General features: G+C 63.1%; 14 protein-coding genes. 6 read left to right on the forward strand and 8 right to left on the reverse strand.

The features are described from left to right. Positions 1-135: 135 nt before the first annotated feature. Positions 136-1179 carry a DNA polymerase III subunit delta gene (gene holA, locus NKJ26_RS06995; protein WP_352694714.1) on the forward strand — a complete coding sequence of 348 codons (1044 nt, stop codon included), beginning with the start codon at positions 136-138 and terminating at the stop codon, positions 1177-1179. Between the two features lie 163 nt (positions 1180-1342). On the opposite strand, the gene NKJ26_RS07000 is transcribed toward holA, so the two are convergent. From NKJ26_RS07000 to mnmE, 5 genes are all read right to left on the reverse strand, one after another. Further along, complete coding sequence (locus NKJ26_RS07000) at positions 1343-2230, reverse strand: ParB/RepB/Spo0J family partition protein (RefSeq protein ID WP_352694715.1); 888 nt, start codon at positions 2228-2230, stop codon at positions 1343-1345. Between the two features lie 73 nt (positions 2231-2303). Then, positions 2304-3104 carry a ParA family protein gene (locus tag NKJ26_RS07005; RefSeq protein ID WP_080680503.1) on the reverse strand — a complete coding sequence of 267 codons (801 nt, stop codon included), beginning with the start codon at positions 3102-3104 and terminating at the stop codon, positions 2304-2306. Between the two features lie 41 nt (positions 3105-3145). Continuing rightward, positions 3146-3778: a 16S rRNA (guanine(527)-N(7))-methyltransferase RsmG gene (gene rsmG / locus NKJ26_RS07010; RefSeq protein ID WP_352694716.1), complete on the reverse strand. Its 633-nt coding sequence runs from the start codon at positions 3776-3778 to the stop codon at positions 3146-3148. Then, positions 3775-5661, reverse strand: a complete 1887-nt coding sequence (gene mnmG / locus NKJ26_RS07015; protein ID WP_352694717.1) for a tRNA uridine-5-carboxymethylaminomethyl(34) synthesis enzyme MnmG — start codon at positions 5659-5661, stop codon at positions 3775-3777. The genes rsmG and mnmG overlap by 4 nt, the downstream gene beginning before the upstream one ends. Before the next feature lie 416 nt (positions 5662-6077). Continuing rightward, positions 6078-7409, reverse strand: coding sequence for a tRNA uridine-5-carboxymethylaminomethyl(34) synthesis GTPase MnmE (gene mnmE, locus NKJ26_RS07020; RefSeq protein ID WP_352694718.1), 1332 nt, complete (start codon positions 7407-7409; stop codon positions 6078-6080). A gap of 65 nt (positions 7410-7474) precedes the next feature. On the opposite strand from mnmE, the gene NKJ26_RS07025 reads away from it, so the two are divergent. Beyond that, entirely contained in the window at positions 7475-9490 is a 2016-nt protein-coding gene (locus tag NKJ26_RS07025; RefSeq protein WP_352694896.1) for a thioredoxin domain-containing protein, read from the forward strand. Between the two features lie 282 nt (positions 9491-9772). Here the strand turns inward: NKJ26_RS07025 and rho are convergent, their stop codons facing one another. The 3 genes from rho to hemE form a co-directional block, all read right to left on the reverse strand. Next, complete coding sequence (gene rho / locus NKJ26_RS07030) at positions 9773-11038, reverse strand: transcription termination factor Rho (RefSeq protein ID WP_027027181.1); 1266 nt, start codon at positions 11036-11038, stop codon at positions 9773-9775. A 176-nt stretch (positions 11039-11214) separates the two neighbouring features. Beyond that, positions 11215-11766, reverse strand: coding sequence for a protoporphyrinogen oxidase HemJ (gene hemJ / locus NKJ26_RS07035; RefSeq protein WP_352602644.1), 552 nt, complete (start codon positions 11764-11766; stop codon positions 11215-11217). Continuing rightward, positions 11766-12797: a uroporphyrinogen decarboxylase gene (gene hemE, locus NKJ26_RS07040; RefSeq protein ID WP_352602646.1), complete on the reverse strand. Its 1032-nt coding sequence runs from the start codon at positions 12795-12797 to the stop codon at positions 11766-11768. Before hemE ends, hemJ begins: the two co-directional genes overlap by 1 nt. A gap of 402 nt (positions 12798-13199) precedes the next feature. On the opposite strand from hemE, the gene NKJ26_RS07045 reads away from it, so the two are divergent. From NKJ26_RS07045 to coaE, 4 genes are all read left to right on the forward strand, one after another. Further along, on the forward strand, positions 13200-14021 hold the full coding sequence (locus tag NKJ26_RS07045) for a pyruvate, water dikinase regulatory protein (RefSeq protein ID WP_352602648.1): 822 nt from the start codon (positions 13200-13202) through the stop codon (positions 14019-14021). 364 nt (positions 14022-14385) lie between these two features. Further along, positions 14386-14985 carry a Maf-like protein gene (locus NKJ26_RS07050; protein WP_352602650.1) on the forward strand — a complete coding sequence of 200 codons (600 nt, stop codon included), beginning with the start codon at positions 14386-14388 and terminating at the stop codon, positions 14983-14985. After that, complete coding sequence (locus NKJ26_RS07055; RefSeq protein ID WP_352694719.1) at positions 14978-15820, forward strand: shikimate dehydrogenase; 843 nt, start codon at positions 14978-14980, stop codon at positions 15818-15820. The genes NKJ26_RS07050 and NKJ26_RS07055 overlap by 8 nt, the downstream gene beginning before the upstream one ends. Beyond that, positions 15817-16416, forward strand: coding sequence for a dephospho-CoA kinase (gene coaE, locus NKJ26_RS07060; RefSeq protein ID WP_352694720.1), 600 nt, complete (start codon positions 15817-15819; stop codon positions 16414-16416). Before NKJ26_RS07055 ends, coaE begins: the two co-directional genes overlap by 4 nt. Positions 16417-16528 lie beyond the last annotated feature (112 nt).

A 16528-nucleotide genomic window follows, 5' to 3' on the forward strand; every position in this document is an offset into this window, starting at 1 on the left:
AGCGCCTTCCCCCACTCCGTCGCTGCTGCGCAGCGCCACCTCTCCCCCCTCCGGAGGGAGAGGTGGGGCGCCTGGTTTGGCGAACCCAAGCTGAAAAACGTTCACCCCGACGCCACATCATGCTAACCACCCACCATGGCACAGAAGAAAGCATACGAGGTCGATTCCTGGCTCGCGAAGCCCGATCCGCGCATTTCTATCGTCCTGCTCTATGGCCCTGACCGCGGCCTCGTCGCCGAGCGCGCCAAGGCCTTTGCCGTCGCGACCGGCCTGCCGCTCGACGATCCCTTCTCGGTGGTCCGGCTGGACGGCTCGGAGGTCGACCGCGACGAGGGCCGGCTGCTCGACGAGGCCCGCACCGTGCCGATGTTTTCCGACCGGCGCCTTTTGTGGGTGCGCAATGCAAGTGGCCAGAAGGCGTTGGCCGACGACGTCAAGGCTCTGACAGCGGAACCCGCGCGGGATGCGATCATTCTCATCGAGGCCGGGGACCTGAAGAAGGGCGTCGGGCTGCGCGCCGTGGTCGAGGCGGCCGACACTGCCATGGCGCTGCCTTGCTACGCCGATGAAGCCCGCGACATCGACACCGTCATCGATGACGAGCTGCGCAAGGCCGGCATGTCGATGACGCTGGAGGCACGGCAGGCGCTGCGCCGCAATCTCGGCGGCGATCGGCTGGCCTCGCGCGGCGAGATCGAAAAGCTGGTTCTCTACGCGCACGGCCAGAAGGAGATCGGCCTGGAGGAGGTCAAGGCGATGTCGGGCGACGTGTCCGGCGCCTCTTTCGATGACGCCGTAGACGCGCTTCTCGAAGGCAAGATCGGCGATTTCGACGCCGCCTTTACCCGCCACTGCCAGTCCGGCGGTCCGCCTTTCCTGGTGCTGTCTTCGGCGATGCGCCAATTGCAGCAGATCCAGGTCATGCGCGGCCAGATGGAGTCGGGCGGCCGCAACGCCGCCTCCGCGGTTGCCGGCGCCCGTCCGCCGGTTTTTTTCTCGCGGCGTAAACTGGTGGAGAGGGCGCTGGAGCGCTGGAGCGTCGAGGCGCTGGGACGAGCGCTGACGCGCTTGCAGACTGCCGTGCTGCAGACGCGGCGGCGACCGGATCTTTCAGTCGCCCTGGCGCGACAAGCGCTGCTTGGGATCGCGGTCGAGAGCAGCCGGCTGGCGCAAAGGTGAAGCGCGTGATCTCCCCCCACGAGGGGGGAGATCGGCAGCTCCGACGCCGTCGCCAAACATCAGCGCCGCAGAAAGAAAGGGCCGGCAACCGCCAGCCCTTTTATCGTTCTCAATCTTAAACCGTAACTTAATTTGCCGGCTAAATACGAAGCGCCTCAACCGACTAGCGTTCCTGCCTCAGCCGCCGGCACAGTTCGTCGAGTTGCTCCAGCGACCGGTAGGCGACGCGCAGCGTGCCGCCCTTGCCCTTGTGGTCGACCGACACGAGCATGCCCAGCGTATCGGTCATCATCTTTTCCAGCGCCAGCGTGTCGGCGTCTTTTTCTTCCGGGCTTGCGGCTGGCCGGGTTTCCTTCGCACCGCCGTTGGCCGGCATTTGCGCCAGCGCTTCGGCCTGGCGCACGGAAAGCCCTTCTTCGACGATGCGTTTGGCAAGGCCGGCCGGGTCCTCCGCCGTCACCAGCGTGCGGGCATGGCCGGCCGACAGCGCCCCGTCGACCAGCATGTCGCGGATCACGTCGGGCAGCTTCAACAGCCTCAAAGTGTTGGCGACATGACTGCGGCTCTTGCCGATCACCTGGCCGAGATCGGCCTGCGTGTAGCCGTGCTCGTCGATGAGCTGCTGATATCCAAGCGCTTCCTCCACGGCGTTGAGGTCGGTGCGCTGGACGTTTTCGATGATCGCCAGCTCGAGCGCGGTGCGGTCGTTGACCTCGCGGACGATGACCGGAATCTCGGTCAACCCGGCGCGCTGTGCCGCACGCCAGCGCCGCTCGCCGGCAATGATGTCGTAGCGGCCGGCCTGTCCCGGCGAAGGCCGCGCGACCACCGGCTGGACCACGCCGTGCTCGCGGATCGACTGCGCCAGATCGGTCAGCTCGGCGTCGCCGAAATGCCGGCGCGGATTTTTCGGATTGGGGCTGAGGAACTCGATCGGCACCTTGCCGTCGGCGCTCATCCCAGGTTTTTCCGGTGCGGCCGGACGGTCGATCTCACCGATCAGCGCTGCCAATCCGCGGCCCAGTCTCTTTCTTGAAAGGTCTTCGCTCATAACGATTCCAGTTAGCTGACTTCAGGTCGTTTCGGTATCGAATCGGATTTCCGGTCTATGCAGCCCGGCCTGATCAAGCGGCGCGCAATTTTCGCTCGCGGCGGATCACTTCCGATGCCAGCTGCAAATAGGCCTGGCTGCCCGAACATTTGAGGTCGTAGAGGATCGCCGGCTTGCCGTAGGACGGCGCTTCGGACACCCGAACATTGCGCGGAATGATGGTCTCGTAGACCTTGTCGCCCATATGCTCGCGCACGTCCTGCACCACCTGGTTGGCGAGATTGTTGCGGCCGTCATACATGGTCAGCACGATGCCCTGGATGGTGAGATCCGGGTTGATCGAGCGGCGCACCTGCTCGACGGTTTCCAGCAACTGGCTAAGGCCTTCCAGTGCGAAGAACTCGCATTGCAGCGGTACCAGCACCGAATCGGCGGCCGCCATCGAATTCAGCGTCAGGAGGTTGAGCGACGGCGGGCAGTCGATCAGCACATAGCCGAAACCAGCCGAACGCGCCGACGCGGCGCGCAAGGCGTTGCGCAACCGCAGCACCCGGTCCGGTGCCGAGGCGATTTCCATCTCGATGCCAAGCAGGTCGAGGGTCGAGGGCACGATCGACAGACCGGGCACGGCCGTCGGAATGGCCGCGGCTTCGAGCTCGAGCTCGCCGGTCAACACGTCGTAGGAAGAGACAGTCCTGTCCTTGCGGTCGATGCCGAGACCAGTACTGGCATTGCCTTGCGGATCGAGATCGACGATCAGCACCTTCTCGCCGATGGCCGCCAGAGCGGTGGCCAGGTTGATGGCGGTGGTCGTCTTGCCGACGCCGCCCTTCTGGTTGGCTACGGTGATGATGCGGGGGCCATTCTTCATCATAGGTCTATGCCAGAAATTCATTTTGGGTCGCCAAACGCAAATCAGACGGGTCGCAGGTCAGACAGTTCGAGGATGACGCCGCTGGCGTCGGTCACACTTGGATGTTCTACCAGATCGAAAGACCATCGGTGAACGCTTTCTTGCACTTCGGCGCGGTAATCCCGGCCTTTATGGAACAGACCGCGCGCACCCGACATCAGCCAGGGCGCCGCCAGATCCAGCAAGGTCGAAAGCGGCGCCAGTGCCCGTGCCGTGACGATTTGCGGTGTCGAAACAAGCGCATGGCTGTCTTCGATGCGACGCGCCACGACCCGCGCCGGCAAGCCGAATTGACCAATGACGGCCTGCAGAAACGACGCTTTCTTGCGGTTGCTTTCAACCAGATCGATGGCGGCGCCGGCGCGTTCGGCAAGCAGGAAGGCCATGACCAGGCCCGGAAATCCGCCACCCGAGCCGATATCGACCCAAATCGTAGCGGTCGGCTCGATGCGCGCGAGCTGCGCGCTGTCCAAGATATGCCGCTGCCAGACATCCCCCGCTGTCGATTGCGCAACGAGATTGATGCTGCGATTCCATTTCTGGAACATCTCTTCGAACGCCACCAAGCGATCGAATGTTTCACGTGAAACCGGGCCGGCCGCGTTCTGCAGGTTCCTCCAAGAGACAGAGCTCACGCAACGTCCCTCTGCTCACCGGCACTACGCGCACTTTCGGCATGGCGGACATGCGCGACGATGATCGCCAGCGCTGCCGGTGTCATGCCCTCCATGCGCTGCGCATCGGCGATGGAGCGCGGCCGCCGCGCCTGCATCTTCTGCTTCAATTCGTTGGACAGGCCGGGCACGCCTGAGAAATCGACCGTCTCCGGAATTAGGCGGCTCTCTTCATGCCGGATCTGCGCCACATCAGTCTTCTGGCGATCGAGATAGACCGAATATTTCGCTTCCGTTTCGAGGCGCTCTGCCGTCTTGGAGTCGATCCCGGCGAATTTCGGCTCGATGCCCGCCAGCCAGACCACGTCGACGTTTGGGTAGGCCAGCAGCTCATAGCCGGTCCGGCGCACGCCGTCCTTATTGATCTCCAGTCCGTGCCGCGCTGCTTCATTGGGGGTCATGGCGAGTGATTTCACCAACTCGCGTGCTTCGTCGAGGCGCTGCATCGCGCCATCGTAGCGCTGCATGCGCTGCACCGACGCAATCCCCAGCCTGGCCGCCACTGGCGTCAGCCGCTCATCCGCATTGTCGGCTCGCAGCGACAGCCGGAACTCGGCCCGCGAGGTGAACATCCGGTAAGGTTCGCTGATGCCGCGGCTGGTCAAATCGTCGACCATCACGCCGATATAGGCTTCGGTGCGGCTGAGCACGATCTGTTCGCTTCCCGCCGCCCGCCGCGCCGCATTGAGACCGGCAAGCAGGCCCTGCCCGGCCGCTTCTTCGTAGCCGGTCGTGCCGTTGATCTGTCCCGCAAGGAACAGCCCGCCGAGACGCTTCGCCTCCAGCGTCGGGTGCAGCTCGCGCGGATCGACATGATCATATTCGATGGCGTAGCCGGGCTGCAGCATGACAGCGCGCCCAAGCCCGGGAATGGTTTTCAGAATGTCGAGCTGAACCTCCTCAGGCAAGGAGGTCGAAATGCCGTTAGGATAGACGGTATCGTCGTCGAGCCCTTCCGGCTCGAGAAAGATCTGGTGCCCGTCCCTGTCGCCGAACTTGACGATCTTGTCCTCGATCGACGGACAATAGCGCGGTCCCACCCCTTCAATCGAACCCGAATACATTGCCGACCGGCCGAGATTGAGACGAATCAACTCATGCGTGGCCGCGGTCGTGCGCGTAATGCCGCAATCGATCTGTGGCGTCTCGATGCGGTCGGTCATCAGCGAGAACGGCACGGGATCCTTATCCGCCGCCTGTTTCTCCAGCGATGCCCAATCGATGGTTCGGCCATCGAGCCGCGGCGGCGTACCGGTTTTCAGTCGGCCGAGCTTGAAGCCGACGCGGCCCATCGTCGCCGATAGCCCATTGCTTGCCTGCTCGTTCATACGGCCGGCGACGATCTTCTTCTCGCCGATATGGATGAGCCCGCGCAAGAAAGTTCCGGTCGTCAGAACCACGGCACCGCAGGCGAGCCGGCGACCATCGGCCAGGAGAACAGCCGCGATCTGCCCGTCGTCGATCTCGAAGTCCAGGACCTCGCCCTCGATGACGTCGAGATCGTTCTGCTGCCGAATCGCTTGCTGCATGGCGAGGCGATAGAGCTTTCTGTCGGCCTGCGTGCGCGGGCCGCGCACCGCCGGGCCTTTGCGTCGGTTGAGCAGGCGGAACTGAATGCCGGCCGCGTCGGCCACACTGCCCATCAAGCCATCCATGGCGTCGATCTCGCGAACCAGATGGCCTTTGCCGAGCCCGCCGATCGCCGGGTTGCACGACATCACGCCGATTGTGTCGAAGCGCAGCGTCACCAACGCGGTCCGGGCACCGGCGCGCGCGGCAGCGCTGGCCGCCTCACACCCGGCATGGCCGCCGCCCACCACAACCACATCATAGTGATCGGTCATTTCGAAATTTCCCGGACTCAAAAGGATGAGCGACACATGTGCCCGCAAGGCGGCGCTGTCAAGAAAACTCCGCCGCTCGTTTCACGTGAAACAACGCCGGCACGCCCTGCCGCCATGTTTCACGTGAGTCAATGCGCCGAACCGCACGGAGGCAACCATCCTGGCTAGCGCCGCCCCTCACCTGCCTGCCGGCATCCTCTCCCCGTATAGTGACGGGGAGAGGGCGCTTTCATTGCCGGCTTCGCCAATGACCAGCATCGTAAAAGGTGCGTAGAGCCTGCGACCGGCTTCTTTCTCCCCGTCGCTATACGGGGAGAAATGCCCGGCAGGGCAATGAGGGGCGGCGCCAACGTCCGCGACTGTTTCACGTGAGTCACAGGAGCCCTTCCCGGTGCACCGCGGCTGTTTCACGTGAGTCATTTCCCAATACAGAACTGCGCGAAAATCACGTCCAGCAGATCCTCGACGTCGACGGCGCCAACGATCCGGCCGAGCCTGTCGGCGGCCAGCCGCAACTCCTCGGCGCGCAATTCCTGTCCAACAGCCTGATCGCCTGCAGCACGATGGAGATGGCGGTTCGTCTCGCCAAGCAGTTCGACATGCCGAAGTCGCGACGGCAGGACATCGCCGACGCTCCCTGCGGCACGCGCCGCCCGCTGCCCAATATCCGCCAGCAGCTGCTCCACACCGCTGCCGTCCCTGACGGAAATCACGAGGTCGTAGCGTTCTGCCGCGGCCTGCGCCGCTCGCCCGTCCAACAAATCGAGCTTGGTGCCGACACGCAAAGCCGGGGCTGCGACCGGCAGTGAACCAATGTCCCTGGGGTCCGCAGCGTCCTGGAGCAGCAGCAAGAGATCGGCGCCATGCGCCTTGGCCTTCGCCTTTTCGATGCCGATCGCCTCGACCTTGCCGGGCTCGTCACGCAGCCCGGCGGTATCCGTCAGCCGAACGCGCACGCCCTCGAGTTCAAGTACCACTTCAAGCAGATCACGGGTCGTTCCCGGTTCATCCGTTACTATAGCGGCATCGCGCCGAGCCAAGGCATTGAACAGACTCGACTTGCCTGCATTCGGAGCACCCAGAATGACGACCTCGAACCCGTCGCGGATGATTTCGGCTGCACGAAATCCAGCAATGTGCCGATCGATCTCGCCGATCATCGCCCTGACATCAAACCAGACCGCATCCGAAACGGAGCCGGGCACGTCGTCCTCGTCGGCAAAATCGATCTCGGCTTCGATCATGGCGCGGGCATGTATCAGCCGTCTTCGCCAGCCCAGGTAGAGTTCGCTCTGGGCGCCGTCGGCATTCTGAATGGCAAAGCGCCGCTGCGCTTCGGTCTCGGCATTGACGAGATCGGCCAGCGCCTCGGTTTCCACCAGGTCAAGCTTGCCGTTGAGAAAGGCGCGACGCGTGAATTCACCGGGTTCTGCATGCCTGACGCCGTCAAAACCCGCGACCGTCTCCAGCATCCTGGCCACCACGGCGCGCCCGCCATGGACGTGGAGTTCCCCCACATCCTCGCCGGTAAAACTGGCTGGGCCGGGGAAGAAAACAACCAAACCGTTGTCGAGCACGGTTCCATCCGGCGCGCGCAGCCTGCGCAGAACCGCGGTGCGGTCCTTAACCATCCCACCCGCAATCGTTTCGATGACGAATCGAGTCTGTGGGCCGGAGATGCGCAGGACGGCCACGCCCGCGGGAAGCCTGCCGCTCGAAAGAGCAACGATCGAATCGCCTGAAATCATTTGCCCGACCTACCGAACCGCCCTAGCCTTCCTCGTTCAACAGTGTGAAACCGAGTTTGCCTATTGTGACGCTGCCCGCGCAAAACCTGCTTGCCGAAGAAGCCAGCCCGTACCTGCAGCAGCACAGCGGCAATCCCGTCCACTGGCGGGCCTGGTCACCAGCCTCACTCGACGAGGCCAAGACCCTGGACCGGCCGATCCTGCTTTCCGTCGGATATGCCGCCTGCCACTGGTGCCATGTCATGGCGCACGAAAGCTTCGAGAACGACGACGTCGCCGCCGTCATGAACCGTCTGTTCGTCAATATCAAGGTCGACCGCGAGGAGCGTCCCGACATCGACCAGATCTATATGGCGGCACTGTCCTCCATGGGCGAGCAAGGGGGCTGGCCGTTGACCATGTTCCTGACGCCGGACGGCAAGCCATTCTGGGGCGGCACCTATTTCCCGCGCGAGCCACGCTACGGCCGCGCCGGCTTCATCCAGGTGATGGAAGCGGTGGACAAGGCCTGGCGGGAGAAGCGAGCGAGCCTCAACCAGAGCGCGGACGGCCTGGCCACCCATGTCGAGACCCGGCTTGCTGGTTCGCACGCAAGAGCGGTACTCGACCCCGGCACGCTGGCCGACCTTGCCAAGGGCATTGATGGCATGATCGATAGGGACCTCGGCGGCCTGCGCGGCGCGCCGAAATTCCCGAACGCGCCGTTCATGCAGACACTCTGGCTGTCCTGGCTGCGCGACGGCAACGCCACGCACCGCGATGCCGTGCTGCTTGGCCTCGAACGGATGCTGAGCGGCGGCATTTATGATCACGTTGGCGGTGGCCTCAGCCGCTACTCGACCGACGCCGAATGGCTGGTGCCGCATTTCGAGAAAATGCTCTACGACAACGCCCAGCTCATCCGCTTTTGCAACTGGGCCTATGCTGCAAGCGGCAATGATTTGTTCCGGAGGCGAATCGAAGACACTGTCGACTGGTTGCTACGCGAAATGCGTGTCGCCGGCGGCGTCTTTGCCGCCAGCCTCGATGCCGACAGCGACGGCGAGGAGGGGCTCTTCTACACCTGGAGCAGAGAAGAGGTCGACGCCGCTCTTGGCGACGAATCGTCTTTATTTTTCAAGTACTTCACGCTGTCCAGCCCGCATGGCTGGGAGGGCAAGCCGGTTCTCCATCAAACCCGCGCTCAGCAAGCCCAAAGTGTGGTCGATCACGAGCGGCTTGTCCCCCTGAAGGCAAGACTTCTGGCCGTCAGGGAGGAGCGGGCCAGGCCAGGCCTCGATGCAAAGGCCCTCACCGACTGGAACGGCCTGATGATCGCAGCCCTTGCCGAAGCTGGCCGGTCGCTTCGCCGGAAGGACTGGATCGACGCGGCTGCAAAGGCCTTTGCCCATATCAGCGCCGCCTGCCGCGATCACCGCTTGCCGCATTCGATGCTCGGCGCCAGGAAATTGTTTCCTGCCTTGTCGAGCGATTACGCCGCAATGACCAATGCGGCGATCTCGCTGTTCGAAGCGACCGGCGACTGGAATTATGTCGATCGGGCCGGCCAGTTCATCGGGCAACTCGACCGTTGGCACGCCGATCCCGAAAAGGCCGGCTATTATCTGACTGCCTCCGACGCCACCGACGTGCCTATCCGCATCAGGGGCGACGTCGACGAGGCCATTCCTTCGGCCAACGGCCAGATTGTCGAAGCACTCGTGCGGCTCGCGTCTGTCACCGGCGATCTTGAACTCCAGGAAAAGGCTTGGAAAGTCGCCGAACATGCCGCCGGTCGGGCGGCGCACCAGGCTTACGGCCAAGCCGGCATCGTCAATGCCTGCGCGATGGCGATCGAGCCGCTGAAGCTTGTGCTGGTGGACGATCCTGAAGATCCGCAGCTTGTTCCGATCGCGAATCGAAATCCGGATCCGCGAAGGGTGGATATTTCAGTGGCAATCGGTTCGGAAGCGAATCGATCCGTGTTGCCCGGCGGAATCCTGCCGCCGACCGACAGTCCGGGCGCCTGGCTCTGCACTGGGCAGGTGTGTTTGCCGGTGGTGACGGATTCTGAAGAGTTCGAGCAGCTCCTGCGCCGGTAATAGGCAAGCTCCAGATACTGGCAGACCGTCTCAGGTCTACGTCGCCAGACACTTCCAAGCGTTGGTGCTGCCCCTCACCTGCCTGCCGGCATCCTCTCCCCGTATAGTGACGGGGAGAGGAGGGCGGACGCAGCCTCCCCGCCTTTTTCTGCAACGTTGGAATTGGCGAAATCATCGGTGCGGGCTTCTTTCTCCCCGTCACTATACGGGGAGAAATGCCCGGCAGGGCAATGAGGGGCAGCGCCAACGTCCGCGATCAGCCGACAGTCTTAACGAAGCCCCTTACGTATTCATCGAATCGAAGAAGTCCGCGTTGGTCTTGGTCTGCTTCAGCTTGTCGATGAGGAACTCGATCGCGTCGGTGGTTCCCATCGGCGCCAGGATGCGGCGCAGCACGAAGATCTTCTGCAGGTCCGCGCGCGGCACCAGCAGGTCCTCCTTGCGGGTGCCCGACTTCAAAATGTCCATGGCCGGATAGATGCGCTTGTCGGCGACCTTGCGGTCGAGCTGGATTTCGCAGTTGCCGGTGCCCTTGAACTCTTCGAAGATGACTTCGTCCATGCGGCTGCCGGTATCGATCAGCGCGGTGGCGATGATGGTCAGCGAACCGCCTTCCTCGATGTTGCGGGCGGCACCGAAGAAGCGCTTCGGCCGCTGCAGCGCATTGGCGTCGACGCCGCCGGTCAACACCTTGCCGGAGGACGGCACCACGGTGTTGTAGGCGCGACCGAGGCGGGTGATCGAATCGAGCAGGATGACGACGTCGCGGCCATGCTCGACCAGCCGCTTGGCCTTCTCGATGACCATCTCGGCGACCTGGACGTGGCGAACCGCCGGCTCGTCGAAGGTGGAGGAGATCACCTCGCCCTTCACCGAGCGCTGCATGTCGGTCACCTCCTCCGGCCGCTCGTCGATCAGAAGCACGATCAGATAGCATTCCGGATGGTTGGCGGTGATCGAGTGGGCGATGTTCTGCATCAGAACCGTCTTGCCGGTACGCGGCTGCGCGTTGATCAACGCGCGCTGTCCCTTGCCGATCGGCGCCACCAGGTCGATCACGCGCGGCGAGATATCCTTGGAGGTCGGATTGTCGATTTCCATCTTCAGCCGCTTGGTCGGATAGAGCGGCGTCAAATTGTCGAAGTGGATCTTGTGACGGATCTTTTCGGGATCGTCGAAATTGATTGTGTTGACCTTGAGCAGCGCGAAATAGCGCTCGCCCTCTTTCGGGCTGCGGATCGGCCCTTCGACCGTATCGCCGGTCTTCAGTGAAAAGCGCCTGATCTGCGACGGCGAGATGTAGATGTCGTCGGGACCTGGCAGATAGTTGGCATTGGCCGAGCGCAGAAAGCCGAAACCGTCCTGCAAGACTTCGACCACGCCGTCGCCGATGATCTCGATGTCCTGGGCGGCCAGTTTCTTCAGGATTGCGAACATCAACTCCTGCTTGCGCATGACGCTGGCATTCTCCACCTCGAGCGATTCGGCATAGGCGATCAGCTCTGGCGGTTTCTTGTTCTTGAACTCGGCGAGTTTCATTTCTTGCATAGACGGACCTTGAACAGATGGAGTCTGGGTAAGCTTTGGGAAAAATATCGGCGAATGCGACAAATGCCGGGCGCGGCCGATAGCAATGACGGGCGGCGCATGACGGGAAGGAAGACCCGTCTTTTATCGTCGGTCGGGTGAAAGAGCAAGCTGCGTTTTGTGAGACCACAAAAGCCTTAGAACGGCTTGACGACAACCAGGATGACGATGGCGATCATCAGCAATGTGGGGATCTCGTTGACGATTCGCCAGTGCTTCGCTGGCTTTTCGTTGCGGTCCTCGGCGAATTTGCGCACCGCACCGGCGAGATAGCCATGAACGGCGGACAACAAGAGCACAGCGCCGATCTTGGCGTGCAGCCAGCCGCCCTGGAACGCAAAGCCTTTCCAGGCGAGCCAGAGCCCGAACACCCAGGTCAAGATCATCGCCGGATTGATGATGCCGCGCAGCAAGCGCCGCTCCATCACCTTGAAGGTCTCCGACTGGACAGAGCCCTTCTCGGCGTCCGCGTGGTAGACCAGCAGCCGCGGCAGATAGAGCATGCCGGCCATCCACGAGATGACGGCAAGGATATGGATCGCCTTAGCCCAAGGATAGAAACTGTCGGGTGCTGCGAAATACAAAAGCGCCGCTAGAACGAGCAGCATGGCAATGCCCGATATCATGCGCACCATCGCCTGGCCGGCGCTGTTCGTAACGCTAGCGCGGCTTTTGTTTGACTGGGCCATCAGCGGGTCGCGCTCCTCACCAGTTTCACCATCGCCTCGACATGCTCGATCGGCGTCTCAGGCGTTATGCCGTGGCCGAGATTGAAGATCAGCGGTCCGTCGCCCAACGCCTTCAGTATCGCCTCGACACCATCGGACAGGGCCTTGCCGCCAGCCACCAGCCTCAACGGATCGAGATTGCCCTGAACCGCACCCGAGCGCTGCAAATCCTTCGCCGCCTCCAGGGGCACCGTCCAGTCGATCCCCAGCCCCGTCACTCCGGTCTTCTCACGATAGGTCCGGTAGCGGGCGCCGGCTCCCTTGGGAAACCCGATGATTGGAATATCAGGATGAACGACCCGAACCTGCCGCACGATTTCAGCCACCGGCTGGACGCAGAATAGGTCGAAAGACGCATCGTCGAGCACGCCGGACCAGGAATCGAATATCTGCACCACATCCGCACCCGCCTCGATCTGGCGGATCAGATAGGCGGCGGAATGATCGGCAAGCACCTTCAGCAACTGCCTGAACGCCACCGGCTCCCGGTAGGCAAACAGCCGTGCCGGCGCCTGGTCGGGCGTTCCATGACCGGCGATCATGTAGGTCGCCACCGTCCATGGCGCGCCGCAAAAGCCGATCAGTGTGGTCTCGTCGGGCAGTTTCGCCCGCAGCCGGCGAACCGTCTCGTAGACCGGTTCGAGATTCACGTGAAACGTTTTGCTTTCAAGAGCCGTGATCTCGGTGGGTGTGATCGGCGTCAGCAGCGGTCCTCGCCCCTCTTCGAAGCGCACGTCGCGGCCAAGCGCATGCGGCACGACAAGGATATCGGAGAACAGGATCGACGCATCGAAACCGAAGCGCTCGATCGGCTGCAGCGTCACTTCGACGGCGAGGTCGGGATCGTAGCAGAGGTCTAGGAACGAACCGGCGCGCCTTCGCGTCTCTCGATATTCCGGAAGGTAGCGCCCGGCCTGACGCATCATCCAGAGCGGAGGCGGAAAGACGGCTTCGCCCTTCAGGACGTCCAGCATGATCCGGTTTTTGTGCATCGAGCGCTCGCTTCTCCAAGCCTCTTTCTAATCAAATATTCTTATATCTAAGATTCTTCTGATTCTAAGAGTCTGTTGGTTGTGGTGGTTGTCACCTGTCCCGCTTTGCCCCGAAAAAGACCAGCAAGCATATTGTCGCGCGCTTCTCAGGCCGGACTGTAGGGTTCTGGGGACAGTCTGGAATCCTCCACTGGAGTCAAAGCGTTAGGCTACGGCGGGAAAACCGGCCCTGTGGACAGCCGAAGGCCAAGAGAACCGGTCCCCAGACTTGTCCCCAGTCGCCCGCCGAAGCCTACAGAGCATCGAATTGTGGACAAACAGCCATCTGATACAGTCGCCTCCGACGGCTCGGTCTTTCCGTCCGACCTTATCCACATCCGCCCACAGCCCCAGGTGATCCCTGTGAACAAACCCCAAAGCTTCTTCCATTTGCACCTGATTTCCGACGCGACCGGTGAAACGCTGCTTGCCGCCGGCCGGGCGGCCTCCGCGCAATACAAGGATGCACGCGCCATCGAGCATATCTATCCGCTCATCCGCACCGAGAAGCAGGTGGCGAAAGTGTTCGACGACATAGAGGAGGAGCCGGGCATCATCCTCTATACGGTGGTCGACCAGAAGCTCGCACGCGGCATCGACGAGCGCTGCGCCGCGATGGGTCTGCCCTGTGTCTCCGTGCTGGAGCCGGTGCTTACCGTTTTCCAGTCCTATCTCGGCACGCCGGCCGGCCGGCGCGTCGGCGCCCAGCATGTTCTCGACGCCGAATATTTCCGCCGCATCGATGCGCTGAACTTCACCATGGACCATGATGACGGCCAGCTGCCGGCCAATATGGACGATGCCGACGTTGTCCTGGTCGGCATTTCGCGCACTTCGAAGACACCGACCAGCATCTATCTCGCCAACAGAGGCATCAAGACCGCCAACATTCCGATCGTGCTCGGCGTGCCGGTACCGGAAAGCCTGCTCAGCGCCAGGACGCCGCTGATCGTCGGGCTGATCGCCACCGCCGAACGCATCTCGCATGTCCGCCAGAACCGCATCTTGGGCAACAGCAGCTCCTACGTGCCCACCGATTATGTCGACCGGGCCGCCATCAACGAGGAGCTCGCCTACGCCCGCCAGATCTGCACGCGGCATGGCTGGCCGATGATCGACGTCAGCCGCCGCTCGATCGAGGAAACGGCAGCGGCCATCGTTGCCCTGCGGGGGAAGACGCGGTAATTGGAACCGTGTGGCGCATCGCTATTACCCACCGCTGCAAAGGCCGAAAGGTCACGGCATGGATCCTAGGGTCTGCGTCGCGTCGCTTCGCTCCTTGCTCCGCCCTAGGATGACGAAGGGATGATTGTCTCGGCCAGTCTCAGAGGTCGGCGATCTGCCGCCGGACGTTACTCGACAGCGCAGATGCCGAACTCCGACATTCGCGATTGGCCGAGAAGCCACCACGCCTTCGTCATCCTAGGGCGAAGCAGCCGCGAAGCGGCGTCGCGGAGACCCTAGGATCCATGCCGTGACGATGGCTCTGGAGTGCTACGGTTCTCTGCCAGGTCAGGAACTTAATGACGATCAGGTGCGGGAAAGAATCATGACCGAAAAAATCATCCTTGCCTCCGGGAGTCCGTTCCGCAAGGCGATGCTCGTCGATGCCGGCGTCGACGTGGAAGCAGTGCCGGCCAATGTCGACGAGCGCGCGCTCGAGGCGCCTTTGCAAGACAGCGGCGCCTCCCCCGAGGACGTCGCGCTGGTGCTGGCCGAAGCCAAGGCAACCGAAGTGAGCGAACGCCGAGCCGGCGCGCTGGTGCTCGGTTGCGACCAGACGCTGTCGCTCGGCGACGAGGTGTTCCACAAGCCGGCCGATATGGAAGGCGCCCGCCGCCATCTGCTGGCGTTGTCGGGCAAGACCCATCAGTTGAACAGCGCCGCCGTGCTGGTCCGTGACGGCGAGGTGCTGTGGCGGCATGTCGGTATCGCCAGCATGACCATGCGCGAGCTCGACCCAGCCTTCATCGGCCGGCATCTGGCCCGTGTCGGCGTCAAGGCGCTGGCCAGCGTCGGCGCCTACCAGGTCGAGGGCGAAGGCATCCAGTTGTTCGACAAGATCGAAGGCGACCATTTCACCATTGTCGGCCTGCCGCTGCTGCCGCTGCTCGTGGAACTTCGCGCGCTGGGGGCGATCGATGGCTGAGGCGACGAAAAAGGCCTTCGTCACAGGCCATCCAATCAAGCATTCGCGCTCGCCCAGGATTCATGGCTACTGGCTGGCCAAGCACGGCATAGACGGCAGCTATCAGGCGATCGATGTCGCGCCCCGGGACTTTGCCGCATTCCTGAAGACATTGCAGGCGAATGGCTACCGCGGCGGCAACGTCACCATTCCGCACAAGGAAGCCGCTTTCGCGCTGGTCGAGCGCCGCGACCAGGCAGCGCAGGAGATCGGCGCCGTAAACACGCTGTGGCTCGAGGACGGCACGCTGTGGGGTGGCAACACCGACGGCCACGGCTTTGCCGCCAATCTCGACGATCACGCGCCGGGCTGGGAAAGCAAGGGTCCGGCGGTGGTCCTTGGCGCCGGCGGCGCGTCCCGCGCCGTGGTCCATGCGCTGAAACAACGCGGCGTCGCCGACATCCGCATCGTTAACCGCACGCTTGCCCGGGCGCAGGAATTGCGCGACCGCTTCGGCGCCGGCGTTTCCGCGCATGATATGGCCGCGACCGGCGAATTGCTGGCGGACGCCGCCCTGCTGGTCAACACCACGGCCATCGGCATGCATGGCAATGAAGGTCTCGCCGCCGATCCTGCCTTGCTCCCGGCCCATGCCATCGTCACCGACATCGTCTATGTGCCGCTCGAAACGCCGCTGCTTGCGGCGGCGCGCGAGCGGGGGCTGAAGACCGTCGACGGGCTCGGCATGCTGCTCAACCAGGCCGTGCCCGGCTTCGAACACTGGTTCGGCATCAGGCCACAGGTCACGGCAGAGCTGCGTGCGCTGATCGAAGCCGACCTGGCGCCGAAGCCATGATCGTGCTCGGCCTCACCGGCTCGATCGGCATGGGCAAGTCGACGACGGCGAAAATGTTCGCCGAAGCTGGCGTGCCCGTCCACGATTCCGACGAGACGGTGCATCGGCTTTATGCAGGCAAGGCGGCGCCACTGGTCGAGGAAGCGTTTCCGGGCACCACCACGGATGGTGTGGTCGACCGCGCGAAACTCGGCGCGCGTGTGTTCGGTGACGCGGCGGCCTTGAAAAAACTCGAGGCGATCATCCATCCGCTGGTCCGCGCCGATGCCGAGGCCTTCTTGGCCAAGCATCGTAACGCTGGCGAATCGATCACGGTCCTCGATATCCCACTGCTGTTCGAAACCGGCGGCCGCGGTCGGGTCGACAAGGTCGTCGTCGTCACCGCGCCCGCCGAGATCCAGCGCCAGCGCGTGCTGGCGCGCCCCGGGATGACGGAGGAAAAACTGGCGTCGATCCTGGCCAAGCAGGTGCCGGACGCGGAAAAGCGCCGTCAGGCCGATTTTGTCATCGACACCGGCCAGGGGCTGGACGCCGCCCGCGCGCAGGTCGAGGCGATCATCAGGCAGATGACAGGGGTGGGCAAGCTAGGCCACTGATGCTGTCGGCAGGGCTCTCCTGCCGATGAGAGGCAGCGCAAACTTGTAGTCATTGCCCTGGCCAGCTTCGTTTTCCATTGCCATTTTGTTCTGGTGTATGATTCTGCTCCTC

It is taken from the genome of Mesorhizobium sp. M0152 (assembly GCF_040322415.1).
Taxonomy (GTDB): Bacteria; Pseudomonadota; Alphaproteobacteria; order Rhizobiales; family Rhizobiaceae; genus Mesorhizobium.